This is a genomic window from Paenibacillus sp. PAMC 26794, assembly GCF_000316035.1.
Lineage (GTDB): Bacteria > Bacillota > Bacilli > Paenibacillales > Paenibacillaceae > Paenibacillus.
On the sequence record NZ_ANHX01000002.1, the window covers coordinates 127,215 to 148,449 of the forward strand.

Annotated in this window: 19 protein-coding genes; 13 read left to right on the plus strand and 6 right to left on the minus strand. The window is 47.3% G+C overall.

The annotated features are described in order from the left end of the window. Positions 1–79 precede the first annotated feature (79 nt). The gene (locus D829_RS0100625; protein ID WP_017686890.1) at positions 80–874 is read left to right on the plus strand and encodes a hypothetical protein; all 795 of its coding nucleotides are present in this window, start codon (positions 80–82) and stop codon (positions 872–874) included. 100 nt (positions 875–974) lie between these two features. Here the strand turns inward: D829_RS0100625 and D829_RS0100630 are convergent, their stop codons facing one another. Both D829_RS0100630 and D829_RS0100635 read right to left on the minus strand, forming a co-directional pair. Further along, the gene (locus D829_RS0100630) at positions 975–1,790 is read right to left on the minus strand and encodes a class I SAM-dependent methyltransferase (protein ID WP_017686891.1); all 816 of its coding nucleotides are present in this window, start codon (positions 1,788–1,790) and stop codon (positions 975–977) included. A 73-nt stretch (positions 1,791–1,863) separates the two neighbouring features. Beyond that, positions 1,864–2,805, minus strand: coding sequence for a YafY family protein (locus D829_RS0100635; protein WP_036659953.1), 942 nt, complete (start codon positions 2,803–2,805; stop codon positions 1,864–1,866). Between the two features lie 88 nt (positions 2,806–2,893). Here D829_RS0100635 and D829_RS0100640 point away from each other — a divergent pair, with 88 nt between their 5' ends. After that, positions 2,894–4,327: a glycoside hydrolase family 1 protein gene (locus D829_RS0100640; RefSeq protein WP_017686893.1), complete on the plus strand. Its 1,434-nt coding sequence runs from the start codon at positions 2,894–2,896 to the stop codon at positions 4,325–4,327. 166 nt (positions 4,328–4,493) lie between these two features. On the opposite strand, the gene D829_RS0100645 is transcribed toward D829_RS0100640, so the two are convergent. Then, entirely contained in the window at positions 4,494–5,162 is a 669-nt protein-coding gene (locus tag D829_RS0100645) for a phosphatase PAP2 family protein (protein ID WP_017686894.1), read from the minus strand. Between the two features lie 168 nt (positions 5,163–5,330). On the opposite strand from D829_RS0100645, the gene D829_RS0100650 reads away from it, so the two are divergent. Further along, on the plus strand, positions 5,331–5,909 hold the full coding sequence (locus D829_RS0100650) for a hypothetical protein (RefSeq protein ID WP_017686895.1): 579 nt from the start codon (positions 5,331–5,333) through the stop codon (positions 5,907–5,909). Between the two features lie 309 nt (positions 5,910–6,218). On the opposite strand, the gene D829_RS0100655 is transcribed toward D829_RS0100650, so the two are convergent. Both D829_RS0100655 and D829_RS0100660 read right to left on the minus strand, forming a co-directional pair. Continuing rightward, entirely contained in the window at positions 6,219–7,004 is a 786-nt protein-coding gene (locus tag D829_RS0100655; RefSeq protein ID WP_017686896.1) for an AraC family transcriptional regulator, read from the minus strand. Positions 7,005–7,023: 19 nt separating this feature from the next. After that, a complete protein-coding gene (locus D829_RS0100660; RefSeq protein WP_017686897.1) occupies positions 7,024–7,605 on the minus strand; it encodes a LysE family transporter in 582 nt (193 codons plus the stop codon). Positions 7,606–7,811: 206 nt separating this feature from the next. Here D829_RS0100660 and D829_RS0100665 point away from each other — a divergent pair, with 206 nt between their 5' ends. The 6 genes from D829_RS0100665 (at position 7,812) to mmsB (ending at position 16,256) form a co-directional block, all read left to right on the plus strand. Further along, positions 7,812–8,819 (plus strand): substrate-binding domain-containing protein, encoded by a 1,008-nt coding sequence (locus D829_RS0100665; RefSeq protein WP_017686898.1) that lies wholly within the window; start codon positions 7,812–7,814, stop codon positions 8,817–8,819. Between the two features lie 91 nt (positions 8,820–8,910). Next, the gene (locus tag D829_RS30120; protein ID WP_017686899.1) at positions 8,911–10,779 is read left to right on the plus strand and encodes a sensor histidine kinase; all 1,869 of its coding nucleotides are present in this window, start codon (positions 8,911–8,913) and stop codon (positions 10,777–10,779) included. 56 nt (positions 10,780–10,835) lie between these two features. Beyond that, positions 10,836–12,086, plus strand: coding sequence for a response regulator (locus D829_RS0100675; RefSeq protein ID WP_152416916.1), 1,251 nt, complete (start codon positions 10,836–10,838; stop codon positions 12,084–12,086). 365 nt (positions 12,087–12,451) lie between these two features. Beyond that, a complete protein-coding gene (chvE, locus tag D829_RS0100680) occupies positions 12,452–13,537 on the plus strand; it encodes a multiple monosaccharide ABC transporter substrate-binding protein (protein WP_017686901.1) in 1,086 nt (361 codons plus the stop codon). A 21-nt stretch (positions 13,538–13,558) separates the two neighbouring features. Next, a complete protein-coding gene (gene mmsA / locus D829_RS0100685) occupies positions 13,559–15,124 on the plus strand; it encodes a multiple monosaccharide ABC transporter ATP-binding protein (RefSeq protein WP_017686902.1) in 1,566 nt (521 codons plus the stop codon). After that, positions 15,093–16,256, plus strand: a complete 1,164-nt coding sequence (gene mmsB / locus D829_RS0100690; protein WP_017686903.1) for a multiple monosaccharide ABC transporter permease — start codon at positions 15,093–15,095, stop codon at positions 16,254–16,256. Before mmsA ends, mmsB begins: the two co-directional genes overlap by 32 nt. A 123-nt stretch (positions 16,257–16,379) precedes the next feature. Here mmsB and mgtE read toward each other — a convergent pair whose 3' ends face one another. Next, positions 16,380–17,750 carry a magnesium transporter gene (gene mgtE / locus D829_RS0100695; protein WP_017686904.1) on the minus strand — a complete coding sequence of 457 codons (1,371 nt, stop codon included), beginning with the start codon at positions 17,748–17,750 and terminating at the stop codon, positions 16,380–16,382. A gap of 188 nt (positions 17,751–17,938) precedes the next feature. Here mgtE and D829_RS0100700 point away from each other — a divergent pair, with 188 nt between their 5' ends. The 4 genes from D829_RS0100700 (at position 17,939) to D829_RS0100715 (ending at position 21,223) form a co-directional block, all read left to right on the plus strand. Beyond that, positions 17,939–18,643, plus strand: a complete 705-nt coding sequence (locus tag D829_RS0100700; protein WP_017686905.1) for a DNA alkylation repair protein — start codon at positions 17,939–17,941, stop codon at positions 18,641–18,643. Positions 18,644–18,685: 42 nt separating this feature from the next. Beyond that, complete coding sequence (locus D829_RS0100705; protein ID WP_017686906.1) at positions 18,686–19,240, plus strand: methylated-DNA--[protein]-cysteine S-methyltransferase; 555 nt, start codon at positions 18,686–18,688, stop codon at positions 19,238–19,240. Positions 19,241–19,458: 218 nt separating this feature from the next. Continuing rightward, entirely contained in the window at positions 19,459–20,685 is a 1,227-nt protein-coding gene (locus D829_RS0100710) for an amidohydrolase (RefSeq protein ID WP_017686907.1), read from the plus strand. Positions 20,686–20,812: 127 nt separating this feature from the next. Beyond that, complete coding sequence (locus D829_RS0100715) at positions 20,813–21,223, plus strand: GNAT family N-acetyltransferase (protein WP_017686908.1); 411 nt, start codon at positions 20,813–20,815, stop codon at positions 21,221–21,223. The last annotated feature ends 12 nt before the right edge of the window (positions 21,224–21,235 follow it).

The following is a 21,235-nucleotide window of genomic DNA, read 5'->3' on the forward strand; positions in this document are numbered from 1 at the left end:
GTATAACAACGATTAATAGATATATTATTAGAGGTTTTGATAGAGATATTAAGAGAAAGATTAAGAGAGGGTGAGTCATATGGTAGGTTTCCTGAGATTGATTGGCGTATTAACTGTGTTTGGAGTGGGATTCTCCCCATTTCTGGCACAGCAGCTGTGGAATGATCCGTTTATGATTATGCAGGCATGGTGGTATACTCCGGCAATCTTTGCCGGGGTTGCACTAATCTTTGTTCCTGCGATTTTGAGCAATATTTTTGGTGTAGGTCGAGTGAAGACAGGTATACCAGCAGTTGGGGTCATTAAGAGCATACAACAGACAGGTACGTATATTAATGAACAACCGGAGGTTCGATTGGGTCTGACAGTTTCGCTTAAAGGGCGAGAGAAATATGATACCGAGATGAAAACCGTCATTCCGCTGACCTCCATGGCACAGTTTCAGCCGGGCAGTTTCATTCCATTAGTGGTTTCCGTAAAGGATGAGCGCAAGGTAGGGCTTGATCTGAAGGGGCAATTATCACAGGAAGATATGCAGCAATTGCTGGATGAAAAGATGGTACAGCAAGGGGTATCACCTGAAATGATGGATATTGCAAGAACAGGGGAAAAAGCAATGGCCAAGATCCTTGATGTCACTCCACTTGGGAGTGGAGGCAGTAATAAGATCAAACTTCAGCTCAAACTCAGCATAACAAAGACGGACGGTGAAACCTTCAATGTGACAACGCAAAAAGAAATTTTGTCATCTGTGCTGCCGCAGGTTCAGCAAGGTCATATCATTAACGTCATCTATTCAAGACAAGACCCGACAAAATTGGTGTTGGCATTGAATGTACAGGAGCGACAATTAAGTGACTTATTCTCTTCCTGAGGATGTAGACAAAAAGGAGGTCCTACAGGGCATGTTTATGACGTGTAGGACCTCCCTATTTCATTTGGTATGTACGAGAGATGCAAGCAACGGACGGTTTTCAAACAATACCAAGGCGCATGCGATAAGAAAAGAGTACTTTTCTGGATTCTCCATCAAATACACGATTAGCCAGCGCTCTGAACTCGTCAGCAGCTGTTAATAGATCATCCGCTCCGAGCTTCAACGCCGTTTGAAGGCCGCCATGGCTCAGGGCGAGATTGACATATCGATCGGCTGTGAATGTCTCGTGGTGATGAAATACGATTTCCCGAACATATCGGAACAGCCCGGACTGCTGAATCTGCTGCAAATGCCCATCCTTGCTCCATTTGTGTGCCTGACTATCCTGGGGAGCCAGACTGGCTGCTCGTTGATCTGCTTCCTTATTCAGCTGCAGATAGGCTTGTTCTAACTGCCAGTCTAACATTGGCGGCCAGTCGCAATCGTAGGCTGCAAATATGCCCCCTGTTCGAAGTACACGTGCAAACTCGCGTAGTGTGGGTTGCGGCTCCATCCAGTGAAACGATTGCGAGCAGGTCAGCACATCCACACTGCCATCTGGTAGTCCGAGGTCGTGAGACAAGCCGGACACGAACCGAAGGTTATCCGGCTTGCCGGCAGATTCCCACTTGGATTCTGCTACAGACCTCATGTCATCGCTGGGTTCAAAGCCGATGATACGTTCAGCTTCATTAAGCCAGATCCACGAGGATAAGCCGGTGCCACAGCCTATATCTGCGACCATACGCGGTGTGCTGCCAAGATATGTCGTTAGAATATCCACCACTTCAGTGGGAGCAGCTGGTCGGTTCTGATCGTATAACGTACCAAAACCTTTGAAACGTTCCACATTGTTGCGTCTAATGTCTTGCATGAATAAACCTCCTTCGGTCAGATGGATGACGGAGAGTCAGCTGTGATCAAAAGTTGTATAGGCCTATATTATATCATTCATTGTTGGGAAGTTTGTTCATGACGTTCTGCAAATGTTCAACGGCTTTGATATGACGTCTGAGCAATTCCTGTCCAACATGAACAGGCTCGATTACGGTCAGCTCGGAACCAAACGACAGCAGGAAGGAGTAGAGCCATTCCCCTACATTCAGTTCGAGAGACACACGGAGCCTGCCATCAGGCTCTTTTTTAATGAGGGACGGTTCGAAAAAATCATACACTCGGTATGCAATATTGCTGGAGAACGAGAGTGTAAGAGGAGTCAGGACAGGAGCTGCTTCTGATTCAGGGTCGTTTGATCCGGCAGTAACAGAGTGATCGTGTTTTCTCGCCAGAAAAGTCAACTGGGTGATCCGTTTCATCTTAAATGTCTCGAATTCTTTCCGTTCAGGATCATCATGAATATAGCCTTTGAAGTACCATGTACTGTTTTTGAAAATAAGTTTCTGTGGCTCCACAGTCGGAATGCTTTCCTCACCATCCGAATTAACATAATGAAACGTAATCAGTTGATTCGTTAATATGGCTTGTTTCACCTGATTGAACAGTTCTCTCTCTTGCAGGGGGATGCTGCCCCATGGTGAGAAATTGAATTCGATCCAATCCAGCTTGTGATCAAACAGAGCGGTCAGCCGTTGCAGCATATGGGCACTATTAAGGTGTGGGATCGCACTGATGCTGTATAGTCCCATCAAAATTTCGTTCTGGTCTTCTTCCGACAACAGGGACTTGTCCATGACATAGTTGTCCATCAGATGAATACCGCCATGCTTGCCGGTCGTCGTATAGACGGGGATACCCGCAGCGCTCAGCCGGTCGATATCGCGGTACACCGTGCGTACAGAAATCTCGAACAAACGGGCGAGTTCGGGTGCAGTGGCTTTCTTTTTCTCCAATAACAAAAGCAACATTCGAAATAGTCGGTTATTTTCCATGCGATGATTATACCATGACAATAGGTGTCAGGGTATGGGTGGTACACTGGTTACATAGTCTTGTTGAGATATGAAGGAGGAACTGATCATGACAATGAAAGAAGGATTTTACTGGGGTGGCGCAACCGCTGCCAATCAATTCGAGGGTGGATGGAACCAGGGTGGCAAGGGGCCAAGCACGTCTGACATGATGACAGGAGGAACCCACACAATTCCACGCCGGATTACGCCTGTATTGGAAGAGGGCACGTATTATCCGAGCCATGAAGCGGTTGATTTTTACGGACATTACAAAGAAGATATTGCCATGATGGCAGAGATGGGCTTCAAAATGTTCCGCATGTCCATCAACTGGTCCCGAATCTATCCAAACGGTTATGATCTGGAGCCCAACGAAGAGGGATTGCAGTTCTACGATAATGTTTTTGCCGAGTTGAAAAAATACAATATTGAGCCGCTCGTAACGATCTCACATTATGAAACGCCATTCGGTCTGACACAAAAGTATAACGGCTGGGCTTCCCGTGAAGTTATCGATTGTTATATCCGCTATTGTACAACCCTGTTCAACCGTTACAAGGATCAAGTGAAATACTGGCTTACGTTCAACGAAATCAACATTTTGACAATGCCAATGGGTGCTTATATGGGTGCCGGTATCTTGTTGGAAGGCAAAGAAGCCTTGACGGATGGAATCGATAACCCACAGACTCGTTTCCAGGCACTGCATCACCAATTTGTTGCAAGTGCTAAAGCGGTAAAACTGGGACATGAGATCAACCCTGATTTCCAGATCGGCTGTATGGTTGCGTTCATGACAACGTATCCAAATACATGTAACCCGGACGACATGCTGCTTGCACAGAAGAAAGACCAACTGTCCAACATGATCTGTGGTGATGTACAGGTTCGTGGTGCGTATCCTGGATTCGCGAAACGTTTCTTCGCCGAAGAAGGTATCCAGATCGAGATGCAACCGGGAGACGAGCAGACTTTGCGTGAAGGTTGCGTAGACTTCTATTCCTTCAGTTATTATATGTCTTTGGTTGAAAGTGCGGACGAGTCCCTCGAGAGAGCAGAAGGTAATCTGCTGGGCGGTATCAAAAATCCATATCTCGAAGCTTCCGACTGGGGTTGGCAGATTGATCCAAAAGGACTGCGTTACACACTGAATCATCTGTATGATCGTTATCAGATTCCACTGATGGTGGTTGAGAACGGTCTGGGTGCTGTCGATGTGGTCGAGGAAGATGGCTCCATTCAGGATGACTATCGCATTGATTATTTGAAAGGTCACATTGAACAGATGAAAGAAGCGGTAGCTGACGGCGTAGATCTAATTGCTTACACCATGTGGGGATGTATCGACCTGGTTAGTGCATCCACTGGAGAGATGAAGAAGCGTTATGGTTTCATTCATGTCAACAAGGACAATGATGGTATTGGTGACTTAAGCAGAACACCGAAGAAGAGTTTCCACTGGTACAAAAAAGTTATCGAATCCAATGGTGAAGAGTTATAAATTGGCGTGAAAAAAACCAGATCCGCCTGTTCCCTTAAATGGGACAAGCGGGTTCATATGGTCCTGAACGAGTTCATGACTACTATATATGAATATAAAAATACCCGGCGATCCTTCAGTTAAGGAAAGCCGGGTATTTCTTTGTGTAGTACAATAGGCGTGCCGCCTAGGCCAGCCTTCTGCTTTGCAGTTGGGACATGCGCTCCAAATGCCGCCGATAAAACCATATGCATGTGGAAAGCCAGCAACCACTTAAGAAGTATCCGCCTACGATATCACTTGGATAATGCACCCCCAAGTAGATACGACTTATACCGATGGTCAGTATAAATACGGCGCTGGCAACAATCATCAGCACACGTCCGGTGACGGTGGGTACATGTTTCCAGATTAGAAAGGCCAGTCCACCATACAGGCTAAATGCGGCCATGGAATGTCCACTTGGGAAGCTGTAACCACTCACTTCAATAATTCGGTTAATGGTAGGCCTGGCACGCTGGAATACCAGTTTGAGCAAAGCATTTAACAGGGTTGAACCGGCGAGCACACAAGCCAGGAAGAGCAGTTCGCGTTTGTGTCGCAGGCAAACGTATAACACAATCATGGCGATGATGGTAATGAAGACCACAGGCATTTCACTGCCGATCCAGGTGAAAAGCTGCATGAATTGTGTCATGCCGGGGGATTCCAACCCCTGAATCCAGCCGATTAAGGTATCATCAAATCGATGAATCTGGTTGTCGCTGATGGACAGGGCGATGCTTATAAAAGCGATCATGCATAACGCTGCAACGAGCAGCGGGAATGAGATATTCTTTTTCCAGTTGTGTATCAAATGTTGAGTTCCTCCGTGATGGTTGATTTCGTATGTTGTATCTTTGCGTATGTCGGACATAACGATATTTGTATTGTGCTATAATTTTACAATAAATATAGCAGCAATAAAAATATGTAACCTTAACAACGCTTATTCAAGCAGAGAATGTAGGAGGGAGCGGTCGGAATGAAACGACGTTTGGTGATGTGCATGTTGATCTTACTGTTGGTTACGTCTGGGTTAGCTCTATTTCCCGGAGAGAAGGTGTATGCTTGCAGTTGTGTCGAGAGTGATGTTCAAAAGAGATTGGAAACGTATACCACGGTATTTACAGGAGAAGTGGTGAAGAAAGGCGAGTCTCAGCAATCGAAACATGACGGCTTATTAAGAGAGTATACATTTGATGTAGATACGGCATGGAAGGGAGTTCATGCCAAAAAGATGAAAATTCTCGCGAGTGACGGTGGGTCTGAGTCCTGTGGAGTTGAATTTGAAAAGAATCAGTCCTATCTGATCTATGCTTATCAATATGAAGTGGATCAGAAGCTGCATACGAATCTGTGCAGTCGCAATGTTCCAATTGAACAAGCCGGAGACGATCTGAAATTGCTGGGTGCGGGCAAGGTTGTAAGTAAAGAAGATTTTGGAGAAACCAATGATGGTGGTGGGCAAAGTGGGCCTTTCTATCTTATCTTATACGGTGCAGTCATTGTATTGGCAGCGTTGGCAATCGTGTGGATATGGAAGCGAAAGAAAAGAATCTGATTGCCCAACGAAAAAAGAAGCCAATCCCCGTACAGAGCGTTAAGGAACAATGACGTTCTATACGGGGATTTTCAGGAGTGGCGTCAAAATTTTATCCATTTGGAGTCGAGATTATCGATCCGGTGGAACTACATAAATTAAATTAAACATTTACACAAAACGGAGAGGACAGAAAGAACCTGAAGAAGCGTAGCGTTCGCCTTTATCCCCGGATTTTCCCTTTATAAAAAGGGATCAAAAAAATCTGGGGATAACAGCGATCAGAAGGTTATTCTGTCATCGGAGTGGCCAGTGTAAATATTCTGTAGTTCAATTTTTATAGTTCAACTGCAACATGTATTCATAAGCCGTGACACCAAATACCCGTTTGAAATGACGATTCAGATGGGTCAGATCGACAAATCCGCAATCGGCAACAGCAGCATAGACGTCCTTGTGTGTTTCGATGGATTGACGGGCACGCTCTACTTTGCAGTTTAAGAAAAATTGGTAGGGGGATATGCCTGCATGTGCCTTGAATTCACGGATAAATTGAAACTTGGACATGCCAAATTCGGAGCTTAGGTTGTCCAGCTTGAGCACATCTTCGGTGCTGCAAAACATGATTTCCTTGGCTTTGCGGACCAGGTTGTCCTGAGGCAACCAGAGCTTGGTGTCCATTTCCTTCTGAGCCAGAAGTTGAACCAGATCGAAGACCCGTTCGCTGCACTCGGCTTCGTCGTGTCTGAGTTGAACGGCGTCGTTCAGCATCAGAATGTTACGTGCAAGCTCGGGATCATAGACGATGGGACTTCCAAAACGCAATTCCTTTTTGCCTATAATCTCCTCTACCAATTCAGGCTTCAAATAAAGCATCACATAGTCAATGCCAGCCTTATCATAGGAGCTTCCATCATGGGACTGTTCACGGTTAAACAACATGACACCATTTTGGTGAGACGCCTGATATTGTCCGTCCAGGTTGTATTGTTGAATGCCACGCAGGGTTACGCCGACCGCATACTCTTCGTGGCAATGTTTTTTGTATGCAAAATCAGTAAAGCTGGCAGATAGTGCCAGCACGTCTTGCGACTTTTTATAGTTAAAGCGTTCCATGCAGCACACCTCCCAAGCTTTAGATCAATCCGGATACTATAATGGCTGAGTATAACAAAAAAAGGGCCATGAGAATACTCAGTAATTTTTGGTGTCGATTCAGCAACGTTCTGAAAACCGTGCCAAAAACAACCCAGCTGGAATAGGCCAGAAATCCAATGAAGGTAATGAGCACCACGAACAGAAACGATGAGAATGAACTTTGATAAAAGGGCAATACATAACTTGGAATGACAGTGAAAGTAAACAAGACCACCTTTGGATTCACAAATTGCATAATGAAACCGTTCCAAAATCCGGTAACTTGTTTCGGTGCGTCCTCGGTGGTACCCATCTTGTAGATCTGGTACGCCAGATACACCATGTACAGGCCGCCGACAATCTGCATCACCTTCAGAATTCCGGGCAACACTCCCGCAAGAAGCTGATTAAGAAAAGCTGATGCGGTAAGCAGCAGACCAAATGCCAGCGTAGCTCCCCACACATATTGCATCGTTTGACGTGCCCCAACCTGTTGTACGGAAGAAAGAATTACGATATTGCTGGGGCCGGGGGTGAATGTTACGACGATGCAGTAGATTAAAAAAGATGCAAGATTCATTATGATGATGCTCTCCTCTGGTTGTAGTTTAGTTCCATGATCATACGTCCAGAGGGAGAAACCATATAGTACATTATTGCAGCAGGTACACCGTTAACAGCAGGAGCTTGTTTTTAAAAGATAAGGGGTGGTTTTCTTTTTGAATGATTGCGTTTACAATTTAAACGAAGTATAAGGTGATCAGACGACTTGAGGAAGTGAACGGAATGAAAAAAATGCTGCTGGTTTACATTTTGCTAATCTCAGCATTTGCGTTGTATGTGTTGAGATTCGAATACACCAGTCAGGTAAACAGTTCATGGGAGGACCGGGGGCTGCGCGGTGATATCGGAGAGACGTATATCATGATTACATTCCAGTCCGGGCTGGAGTACTGGAAGAGCCCACTCAAAGGCTTCGAGGATGCCGCGGATGCGCTTGGCGTGACCGTAGAATATCGCGGTGCTACCCGGTATGATGCGAAGGAGCAGACCATGGTAATCGAGCAGGCTATCGCTCGTAAACCCGCAGGCATTGCCATATCTGCAATCGATCCTCAATCGTTAGTTCCAGCGATTAACAAGGCAATCGACGCAGATATCCCTGTTGTATTATTTGACGCGGATGCACCTGATAGCCGAGCCTATTCTTTTCTTGGGACAGATAATTACAGGTCGGGTGTAATGGCTGCCGATAAAATGGCTGAACTGCTGGGTCGTGAGGGAGAGGTCGCGGTATTAACTTTACCTGGGCAACAAAATCATGAAGAGCGCACGAAGGGTTTCCGCGATACGATCAAGGAGAGATACCCTTCCATGCAGATTGTTGAAGTTGCAGACGGACACGGTGATGCGATGGTATCCAGAGACGAAACAATCAGAATGATGAAGGAACATCCCGAGCTGGCGGGAATTTTTGTGACTGAAGCCACCGGAGGAGCAGGAGCGGGGGAAGCCGCTCAAACTGCCGGGGACAGACATCCATTGCAGATTATTTCGTTTGATACAAATAAGACTACATTGGATATGATCAAGAACGGTACGATCTCAGCTACAATTGCACAGGGAACCTGGAATATGGGATATTGGTCACTCCAATATCTGTTCCATCTGCATCACCAGTTAACGGTTCCTGCCCCATCCTCATCCGGTGAAAATGCACCGCTTCCCGTGATGGTGGACACAGGAATCTCTGTGGTGACACGCTCGGATGTGGATGATTACTATGCCAAATAACAAGGAATATTTCAAGAGTCCAAGGCCTTGGAGCAGGAGAGCAATCCTCTCCACTTTCAGGAACGGGATTCGGCGTTTACGCTTGCGTAATATGCCCCTTCGGTACCAGCTGATGCTGCTTTTTCTGTTATTCGCCATTGTACCTTCCGTAGGGCTTGGGTTGCTTGTGAACTGGACGGTGGAGCGGGTAGTTGAGCGGCAGGTTGAAGGGCATACCATGCAACTGATTGGCAAAGTGAATGAAGCTCTGAACAGCAAAATGGAGAATTTGCAAAACATGACCTATCTGATTGCCTTTGACCCGGATATTGATGCTTTTATGAACGACAAAATGCCACTGAATGATGATACAAGTATCGAACCGATGAACATGGACACCAATGCCGAAACGGAGCAAAATCGGTTATATGGCATCAAACAAACCTTGCAGGGGTTCACAACGTTGTATCCTGAAATCGCCGGGATTGTTCTCGTCAATGAGAGTGGTGACTATATTAGCAACGAGATGTATCCCCGGGCGGAACAGAGCCTGATCCAGGAAAATTGGTACCAAAAAGCTTCGGCCAATCCGGGCATCTTCATGGTATTGGGTCAGCCAAAAGAGCGTAATCTCACGACACATGTACGGTACAAGGATGATGAAATTGTATCAGTTGCACGTTCCATAACGGATGAAGCGTCAGGACGTGTGCGAGGCGTTATTATGATTGATCTTAAACTAAGGTCCGTCTCTCAGGCTGCCCGTAATGTAACCTTGGGGAAATCCGGTTATGTGATGGTGACGGATGCAGAAGGTCAAAGTGTATACAAGCCGGAGCACCCGCTAATAGAACACATTCCCACAGACTGGTTCCCCTCCGGTGAGAGTGGAACATTTACCGCCGATACAGAAGGTGGAACGTTATTATTCATGTATCAGTCGTCTACCTTTACGGGTTGGAGAACGGTAGGGGTATTTCCCACAAGAGACTCGATATCCGAAGTACGCCAGATCCAGTTTTACGTGGTTAGCTTTGTATTTGTGGTGTGTTTGTTTGGCTTGAGCGCCTCTTTATGGTTCTCCCGTTCCATTGCTCAGCCCATTTTCCGGCTCATGTCCTACATGCGCAGGGCGGAGACCGGCAATCTCAGACCAGGCCGCTGGAGCGATCGCGCTGACGAGATTGGCATGCTTGGCAACAGTTATAACCGAATGCTGGAACAGATTAGACAACTGATATCACTTAATGAATTGCGGGAGCGGCAGAAGCGCGACGCTGAAATGCGAAGTTTGCAGGAGCATATCAAACCACACTTTTTGTACAATACCTTGGATACGATTCATTGGATGGCACGCAAAGAGGGTGCAGAAGATGTATCCGGCATGGTTGGTGCGTTATCTCGATTATTTCGCATAGGGCTTAGTAAAGGACAGGATTACATTCCGCTGCACTCCGAGATTGAGCATATGACCAGCTATATGCAAATTCAGCAGACACGATACCGCGATCGTCTTCAGTATACATTGAATATTCCAGAGGAACTGCGAGACCTTTTGGTGTTAAAGCTGCTGCTTCAGCCCCTAATAGAGAATGCAATCTATCATGGAATCAAAGGCAGGCGTGGGCCGGGACGCATTTGGGTGGAGGCCAGATTGGAACATAACAGACTGCTGCTGACCGTTCAGGATAATGGAGCAGGAATGTCCAACGAACGGCTGGCCGAGATGCAGCATCTGCTCGAAGCTCCTTTGGCCAGTTTGGAAGCGTCTTCGCCGGGGATAACAGGCAAAAGTTATGGAATGTTGAACGTGCAAGCCCGTCTTCGGCTGTCCTTTGGCGATGAGTACGGTATTGAACTGGAGAGCCAGGAAGGTGAAGGAACTCGTGTGACCATCATTCATCCGTTGATGCGAGAGCTCCCACCAATCCAGCAAATCAATAACGAAGAGAGGCAGGAGAGTGAATGGGAAAATTCATGAAATCGACCGTGACAACTTCCACTGAAACAGATGAGACATCCGCATTGACTACAGTAATGGAGATTACGCATGATAGCTATGTGGCGAAGAAATACCGCGTGCTCATCGCTGATGATGAACCGATCATTCGTGAGGGGATTCGGGATGCCATTGACTGGACAACTCTCGGGATGGAGGTTGTAGGTGAAGCGGAAGATGGCGAGGAAGCGCTGGAACGGGCGGCTGACTTGGGTGTGGATATTGTTCTCGTCGATATGAATATGCCATTCCTGAACGGAATCGAACTAATCCGTGCCCTTCAGCAGAAGTGCCCGGGCTGTCGTTACCTGATCATCTCGGGACATGATGAATTTGCATATGCGCAGGAGGCGGTTCGTCTTGGCGTAGAGGATTACATCTTAAAACCTGTGCAAGCAGAACAATTATATACTGCACTTGAGCGATTGCATCAGCGACTTACTGAAGAGCACCAGAGGACGGCATATGTACAACAGGCAGCTCATCAGATTGAACGTAATATCCCGCTTCTTCGCCAGCGATTTATGCTGGAGTGGCTGGAGGGTCAGGCTGAAGGGAGGGATCTGACGGAGCAGCTTGTGTTTTTGCGGCTGCCCGCCGTCCCACCTGTGCAGATCGGGGTCGTACGCTGGCCTGCCGCTGAAGCGCGTCAGACGATACTGAGAGAGAATGATCGTCAGTTGTTTCTGTTTGCAGTGGAAAATATAATCAGTGAACTGCTGGCAGACCTGCCGCATGTCCTGTTTCGGGACGTAAGCGGGTTGATCGGCATATGTCTGTGGCAGGAAGCCCCTGAAGAAATAGAGTCCCTTCTGGAACAGCAGATCAGTTCTTGCCTGAATATTGCTATTCATGCTCATGTGGAGACGCATACAGGGACACTGGAAGAAACGCCGGATACGTACCGTCATTGCCGTGAACGGGTATACGGGGAAGTGCAGTTGTCGCCTCTGGTTCGCCGGGCAAGACAACTTATTCACGAAGAGTATGCCGAGCGGGAACTGACCTTGGAATCGCTCGCTTCCCGTCTACAAGTATCTGCCGTATATCTTAGCCGTGTGCTGAAGAAAGAGCTGAATGATTCCTTTGTCACGCTTGTCACGCATGCTCGTATTCGCAAGGCTATACAGTTATTAGACTCAACAACACTGCCGATCCACACCATAGCTGAGCGTGTAGGTTATGACACGCAACATTATTTCAGCACTGCATTTAAGAAAACAATGGGCATTTCGCCTGTGCAGTATCGAAAGAACGGGGGGACGGCTTATCATCCTTCAGCGAATTAAATATAATATGTAGCATTTGAGGCCAATCAAAAGACTTACCTCAACATATGTAACCGCAATACTTGATCATTAAGATGTGTGATAAATGAGATGGATGTGTTTTACTTCGTGTGAAGCGAAGTGGAGCATGTCCTTTTTTTGACTCTGGTACGGTACCTCGAGGGTCATACTTGTACTTTAAGTATTTCCAACAAAAGTTAAATTTTTATAAAAAAGGTTCAAAACGTGCAAAGACCTTGCGGCATCTCAAATGCTACCATTAGTCTCAGACAGGAACAGCAAGCAACAGGATGCACTACATGCATTGTAAGCGTTATCTTATAACTCATTCAGAACTGGTTGACGTGAGGAAAGGGGAACTTCATATGAAAAAAGGAGCAATGCTCATCTGGCTTCTGGTGATGACCTTGATGCTCTCGGCCTGCAATCTGGCAGAGAGTGGGCCAGGTAGCAAGGAAAAGGGATATGTCGGTATATCGATGCCAACCAAATCATCAGAACGATGGGTGGGAGACGGGGAGAACATGGTCCGTCTGTTCCAGGAGCAGGGTTACAAAACCGATCTTCAGTATGCTGAGGATGTGGTCGAGAATCAGATTTCACAGATTGAAAACATGATCACCAAAGGTGTGGATGTGATGGTCATCGCGTCCGTGGATGGCAACACATTAACGGATGTAATCAAGAAAGCACATGACGAAGGGATACAAGTGATCTCGTATGATCGGCTTATTCGCAATACGCCCTATTTGACCTATTACGCCACGTTCGACAATTTTAAGGTGGGTGTGCTTCAAGCCTCCTACATCGAACAAAAGCTTGGGCTCAAGGATGGAAAAGGACCGTATAACATTGAGCTGTTTGGTGGCTCTCCTGATGATAATAACGCCTATTTCTTCTTCGACGGTGCGATGTCTGTGCTGAAGCCGTACATCGATTCCGGCAAGCTGGTCGTGCGCAGCAAGCAGATGACGATGGCCCAGATTGCAACCTTGCGCTGGGACGGAGCACTGGCCCAGTCACGGATGGATAACCTGTTGAGTGCCTATTACTCGGGTGATAATCTGGATGCAGTATTATCTCCTTATGATGGAATCAGTATTGGTATCATCTCATCCTTGAAAGGGATTGGTTACGGTACTTCGAACAAACCGCTGCCCGTTATTACAGGACAGGATGCTGAACTTGCCTCGATCAAGTCAATTGTGGCCGGGGAACAGACGCAGACGGTGTTCAAGGATACACGGAAGCTGGCGGAGAAAACGGTAGAGATGGCCAATAGTATTTTGCAAGGAAAACAGGCGGAAGTTAATGATAAAACATCATATAACAACGGAATTGAGGTTATTCCGGCGTTTCTCTTGGATCCCATCTCGGTGGACCGTACAAATGTGGAGCAGGATATCGTTGGTACACAGTATTACACGAAGGAAGAAATCGGACTGAAATAATAAATGAAAGGAGAACATCCCATGGCCGGAATCATTCTGGAAATGAAAAACATCACCAAAACCTTTCCTGGCGTCAAAGCGCTGGAAAATGTCAATCTGAAAGTCCGTGAAGGCGAAATTCATTCCATATGTGGTGAAAATGGCGCAGGTAAATCTACGTTGATGAAGGTACTGAGTGGTGTATATCCACATGGCACGTATGAAGGCGACATTTTATTTCAGGGCAAAAATTGTGAGTTCAAGGATATCAAGCAGAGCGAGGATCTGGGAATCGTCATTATCCATCAGGAGTTGGCCCTGATTCCCTACCTTTCGATCGCGGAAAATATATATCTGGGCAATGAGCGTGCCAGCAGAGGAATTGTCAACTGGAAGGAAACTTTTGTGGGTACACGGGAGCTGCTCTCGAAGGTGGGACTGAGCGAAAATCCAAACACGCTGGTATCCAGCATCGGGGTAGGCAAGCAGCAGCTGGTCGAAATTGCGAAAGCGCTCTCCAAAAAGGTGCGGCTGCTTATTCTGGATGAGCCAACCGCTGCGCTGAACGAGGACGACAGTGAAAATCTGCTGCAATTGATGCTGGAATTCAAGAAACAGGGCATCGCCTGTATCCTGATCTCACACAAGCTGAATGAGGTATCCAAGGTATCCGATTCCGTAACCATTTTACGGGATGGCAAGACAATTGAGACGTTGGATATGAAGAAGGAAAAAGTGACGGAGGACCGGATTATTAGCGGGATGGTAGGACGTGATCTCACCAGCCGTTATCCGGAGCGTCATGCCACCATTGGTGAAGTTATCCTTGAGGTAAAGGACTGGACGGTATATCACGAACATCATGCCGAGCGGAAAGTACTGGATCAGATCCATATGAATATCAGGCGTGGTGAGATTGTAGGAATTGCCGGGCTGATGGGCGCTGGGCGTACCGAGCTTGCCATGAGTATCTTTGGCAAATCCTATGGCCGGAATATTTCGGGTCAACTCATTAAGAATGGTAAACCGATCCACAACAATACCGTCACGGAGGCTATTCAGAACGGGTTTGCTTATGTGACAGAAGACCGCAAGGAATACGGACTCATTCTGATGGATGACATCAAGCGTAATATTTCCTTAACGGGTCTGAGCAAGCTGACGCGAAACGCAGTAGTGAACGAGCGCGAAGAAGTGCTGGTAGCGGAAGAGATGAAGAAAAGCATGAATATCAAAGCTCCAAGTATTTTGCAGAAGACCGGTAATCTGAGTGGAGGCAACCAGCAAAAAGTGGTGCTCAGCAAATGGATTTTTGCCGGACCAGATATTCTTATCCTGGATGAACCTACCCGCGGTATTGATGTGGGAGCGAAATTCGAAATCTATACGATCATTCATCGGCTGGCTGCTGAAGGCAAGGGCGTACTGGTAATCTCATCCGAGCTTCCGGAGGTTCTTGGCCTGTGTGACCGGATCTATGTGATGAATGCCGGACGAATCACCGGTGAAGTCAGCCGGGAGCAAGCATCGCAGGAAACGTTGATGAGATATATGACCAAGTCTGGAGGCGGCAAGCATGGAAATGATAACAAAGCTGTTCAAAAATAATATCCGTCAATACGGCATGATTATTGCCTTGGTAGTGATTATGCTTTTGTTCGAGGTACTTACAGGCGGGCTGTTGCTCAAGCCCATTAATATTACGAATTTGATTTTGCAGAACAGTTATATTTTGGTGCTGGCGATCGGAATGGTGCTGGTCATCATTACCGGACATATTGACCTGTCTGTTGGTTCCATTGCAGCCTTTGTTGGTGCCGTTGCCGCGATTATGATGGTTGATTGGCAACTTCCGGCTTGGCTTGCAGTCATCGCTTCCTTGCTGGTTGGGGCTTTGATCGGTGCATGGCAAGGCTTCTGGATCGCCTATGTGCGGATTCCGGCATTTATCGTGACGCTGGCAGGCATGCTGCTGTTCCGCGGCTTGACGATGATCGTGCTGGAGGGGCAATCGATCTCTCCTTTCCCGGGTGGATTCCAGAAAATAAGCTCTGGCTTCCTGGCGGACATTCAATTCTCAGGTTTCGGTCTGGTATCTATCATTGTGGGTCTTGTGCTCACCGTCTGGTACATTGTCAATGAACTGCGGGAACGCCGTTCCCAGCGAAAATATGGATTCGAGGTCGTGTCACAGGGGCTGTTTTTGCTCAAGTTGATTGTGGTGGCTGTCGTGACAAATCTGTTTACGTTTGTACTCGCAAGTTATGCAGGTATTCCGAATATCCTGGTCCTGCTGTTTGTCCTGATCGTTGTGTACTCCTTCGTTATGAATCGTACTGTCATGGGACGGCATGTGTATGCGCTTGGAGGTAATGAGAAGGCCGCAGGTCTGTCTGGAGTCAAAACAAAAAAGGTAACCTTCTGGGTTTTCGTAAACATGGGTACACTTGCCGCGGTATCCGGGTTGATCTTCGCCGCACGTCTGAATGCAGCTACGCCAAGAGCAGGTACCAACTTCGAGCTGGATGCCATTGCGGCCTGCTTCATCGGTGGTGCTTCCGCTTCAGGGGGCATAGGTACGGTATTTGGTGCCATCATCGGTGGTTTGGTCATGGGTGTGTTGAATAACGGGATGTCCCTGATTGGTCTCGGTATTGACTGGCAGCAGGGTATTAAGGGATTGGTGCTGCTGCTCGCTGTAGCGTTCGATATCTATAATAAAAATAAAAGAATGGCATAGCGCAGTGTAGACGGGATAGTTGGTTAAAAAGAGAGTTAGATGAAGATATATACCCTTCACCTTGCAAGCAAAACAGACCTTGATCGCAGGATCAGGTCTGTTTTGGCTGTATACACAACTTTTTTACATCAAGGCATCAAGGAAACGTGTGGCGATCCCAAAATAGATAAACAGGGACAAGATATCATTCAATGTGGTAATTAATGGGCCAGAGGCAACAGCCGGGTCGACTTTGAAACGACTAAGCAGAAGCGGAATACAGGTACCGGTTAGTGTGCCAATGACAAGAGTGAGGAACAGAGATACCCCAATAATGGCGCCCAGTAGCCAGTCCCCTTGCCAGAAATAAGCGATGACAGTGATCAGCAATCCACAGACCAAGCCAATCATGGTGCCTACCTTGATCTCCCGACCAATCAGTGCGAGTACGGTGGCTTTGTCGAGTTTGCGTCCGATCAGTCCGCGTACCACAACAGCCAGAGACTGCGTTCCTGTGTTACCGGTCATACCTGCAATCATCGGCATGAAGAATGCCAGTGCTACAACCTGATTCAATGTATCCTCGAAATAATCCACGATACTTCCCGAGATTAGGCCGATGAACAGTAATAGGATGAGCCAGGGAAGTCTGCGTCTGACGGCCACGAGTGGCTTGGTATCAAAGTCGATATCCTTGCTGCCACCCCCCATTTTGGCCAAATCTTCACTTGCTTCATCCATAATAATATCGATGACATCATCCATCTGAATGATACCGCATAACCTGTGATTTTCATCCACCACCGGAAGTGCAATAAACTCATAACGCTGCAGAAGCTGTGCTGCTTCTTCCTGGTCCATATCTACCGTTGCATGGATCACCCGCCGGGTCATCAGTTCTTCAACCTGGGTCTTATCGTCAGCCAAGGCAAGGGATCGATAACTCACGACACCGACCAGTTTGCCTTCATTATCGGTTACATAGAGATAACTGGAGGCTGAGATATGCATGGTACCTTGCGATTGTCGTAAGGCTTCCTTGGCTGTCTCATGAGCGAGCAGGGTCCGATATTGATCTGTCATGATGCGTCCTGCCGTTTCCGGCGGGTAATTAAGCACGGATCGGATAATGGCAGAGTGATCCAGATTCATATTGGACAGCAATTCTTCTCTGCGTTTGGCGGGTAAATCGTGCATGAACCGGATCAGATCACTTTTGTCCATCTGCTGCATGACTTCAAGCGTTCGTTCCGGCCCAAGTCGTTCAAACAGTTGAATCTGTTCGTGCAGCTTCAGGGTCTCGGCGAGATCCGCCAGGGCATCGGGTTTGAACAGGAGCAGAAACCGATTGGTTTCTTCTTCAGGGAACTTTTTATATACAAGTGAGAGGTCGTAGGGATGCAGTTCTTTCACCAATGTATAGAAATCGGGAAGGTTCCGGGATTGCACATGTTGCACGAGTTGTTCGGTGATCTCCTCCACAGAGAAATCTTTCTTAGTATGAGGTCCGTTCATATCGACACTCCTTTCTGAATGGTCAACTTCATATTTTTAAACGGAATGGGTTGAAAGTCAAACAACGAATGGGAAAAGGGAGCGCCAAAATGATATTGTAATCTTGCTCACCCATTCGATACGGGCTTACAAACGAGCGCTGCAAGGATATAATTATTGTATAGGAACAGACGAGGAGGACAGGGCTAGTGGAAGCAGATATCAGAACACAATTGCTCAGCCTGGTTGAGCCGGAGTATCAGAAATTCTCGGCTGCGCTTATTCCCAACATCACGAATGTACTAGGTGTTAGGTTACCAGCCTTACGAAAAATTGCCAAGCAACTTGCCGCCGGGGACTGGCGCACGTATCTGGAAACGGCAGAGGATGAATATTTTGAAGAAGTGATGTTGCAAGCAATGGTCATTGGACATGTACAGGCTGATCTGGACGAGCTGTTAAAGGCTATTGAAACATTTGTACCGAAGATTGACAATTGGTCGGTGTGCGACAGCTTCTGTGCGGGACTGAAATATACGAAGGTGCATTCGGAGCCCATGTGGGCGTTCTTGCAGCCCTATCTGAGATCAGATCAGGAATATGAAATCCGGTTTGGTGTGGTAATGCTGTTGAATTTTTATCTGAATGAGAGATATATCGATCAGGTTCTATCTGCATTGGATCAGATTAGGCACGAGGCGTATTATGTGAAAATGGCAGTTGCTTGGGCCATCTCAATGGCTTATGTGAAACAACCTGAAGTGACCATGCGTTATCTGCACCATAATAGCCTGGACGATTTTACGTATAATAAGGCACTTCAGAAAATCACGGAATCTTATCGCGTGGATCCAGAGAGCAAGCAAATGATCCGCAGTATGAAACGTAAGGTGAAGAAGCAGATTACCTCCTAGTTCTAGCATTAAGCATTCCACCAGGGAGAGGGCGGTAAACGAATGAGAAAAAAGTTGATGTACACTACGATGCAGTTGGACGGTCGTCCATGGGTGCTGCTCGCTACGGAACAGGGATTGTGCCGAGTGGTCATGCCCAACGAAACACTGGAGGACTGGAACGGCTGGATACAGAAAGTTGCACCTGGCGTGGAACTGGAAGAGAACGAACATGCTCTGAAACAAACAGGTATGATGGATTGGTTGCAGTCCTATTTTGCAGGAGAATCGATGGCTTATACAGATACCATCCCACTGGACTTGATCGGAACGAACTTCCAACAGGAGGTATGGAGAGAGCTAGGGCGTGTGCCTTATGGTGAAATTCGTACCTATGGTGACATAGCTGCTGCGATTGGAAGACCATCGGCTGTGCGCGCAGTTGGGGCTGCAAATGGAGCTAATCCAATTCCAGTTTTGTTACCCTGCCACCGCATTATAGGGGCTAATCGCAAGCTGACCGGGTTCCGTGGAGGCCTGGAGATGAAGCGCAGACTGCTGGATATCGAACAGATTGAAGGCGTGACCGATGGAGGGCATGCGCGGTTTCATTTTTAATAGACTCGCGTAATCAAGAAAATTAAGATGATTGCACAGGGCAGGCACGTATTGTGCCTGTTTTGTGCATGTATTAATGTAGCGTAATACAAACGTTCCGCATATGGAACACCAACGTTTTACGTATTTTTGCCCAGTAAACCCTTATGGTACCATGGTGTAATAAATAATTAGATGCATGATGTACGAAAAAACGGACTGAAAAGAGGGATGACATGATGAAGCAGGCTTATTGGTTAACAAACGTGACTGTGGAGCGGAGTTATGTTCGGGAGGGAGAACAGGTGATGGGGACACGGACAAGCCCCGCTCATCTGCGGATTGAAGATGGATTGATCGCGGAGATTGTGGAAGGAAACAACCCGTTGTCTAGCGATCTACCACAAGTAGATGGCAAGGGACTTCTGTTGTTGCCTTCGTTCGAGGAGGCACATATTCATCTGGATAAAACCTACTACGATGGGCCGTGGACAGCCGTTAAGCGTATCTCCAGTATTTTCGAACGTATTGAAGAAGAGAAGGTTCTGTTGCCCAAGCTGCTACCAGATGCGAAGCGTCAAGCAGAGAGTATTCTGACCTTGATCCAGGGGTACGGCTCCACTCATGTACGTAGTCATTGCAATATTGAACCCGTCAGTGGCTTGAAAAGACTGGAAGCGACGCGGCAGGCTCTGGAATCATTTTCGGGAAAAATCTCTTCGGAGATCGTGGCTTTCCCGCAGCATGGACTGCTTCGCTCCCATTCAGTGGAGCTTATGGGCCTAGCGATGAAGGAAGGGGCAACACATGTGGGCGGACTTGATCCTCATACAGTGGACGAACAGATTGAGAAATCACTGAACGCCATGGTTGAACTGGCTGTTCAGCACCAGGCGGGCATCGATATTCATCTGCATGATGGCGGGCAGGCTGGCAAACAAACGCTGTTGGAACTCGCAAATCTGACCGAAGCAGCAGGGCTTCAGGGTAAAGTTACGGTAAGTCATGCGTTCTGGTTCGCCCGCGCAGAGCAGCAGGAAGCAGAAGATATGGCGCAGCGAATGGCCTCGCTTGGGATGAGCATTGCTTCCACGGTGCCCATTGGCAGAACGATGATGCCTCTTCCCATGCTCCACCGTATGGGCGTGAACGTGAAGCTGGCCACAGACAGCCTTACGGATCATTGGTCTCCTTTTGGCAATGGGGATATGCTTGAGAAAGCGGGACGCTTCGCAGAACTGTACGGATATAGTGACGAACTGTCCTTGTCTCAATCTTTGGCATGGGTAACAGGCGGTATTACACCGCTGGATTCACAAGGGGAACAAGTCTGGCCGAAGGTAGGAGACACCGCGAGTTTTGTATTGGTGCATGCGAGTTGTTCGGCGGAAGCCGTTGCGCGGCGATCTGCGCGGCAAGCCGTATGGTATAAGGGGGAATTGGTCAGCGGATCAACAGCGGATTGAGGAAAATAGAGCGGGTGCAGCCACGGGAAACCGTGGTTTTTGGCATGGGAGAAAAAGAGGAAATAACTGTTCGCATATACCACATTTTGGGTTATGATGGACGTAGTTAATGAAGGGAGCAATACGAATGAAGATTGAATATGCAACAGAAGCTGACTACGACTATATCATTGAAAGAGATCGGCATATCCATCCTCCACTTGTGAAAACGAAGATTTCTGAGAAAGAAATATTCATCCTATGGGACGAGGACGAGGGATCAAGAGTTGGATGGATGAGGTACGGTTACTTTTGGGACAACCTTCCCTTCATGAATATGATCTGGATTGATGAACCCTATCGAAACGGCGGATATGGCAAAAAAGTCGTGCATCACTGGGAAAATCTAATGAAGCAACAAGGCTTCGATACGGTGATGACTTCAACGCAATCAGACGAACATGCCCAACACTTCTATCGAAAGCTGGGCTATGTTGACGCAGGGGCTCTGTTGCTGGATACACAACCTTTGGAGATTATATTGATCAAGAAAATCTAGTAATAAGCTAGG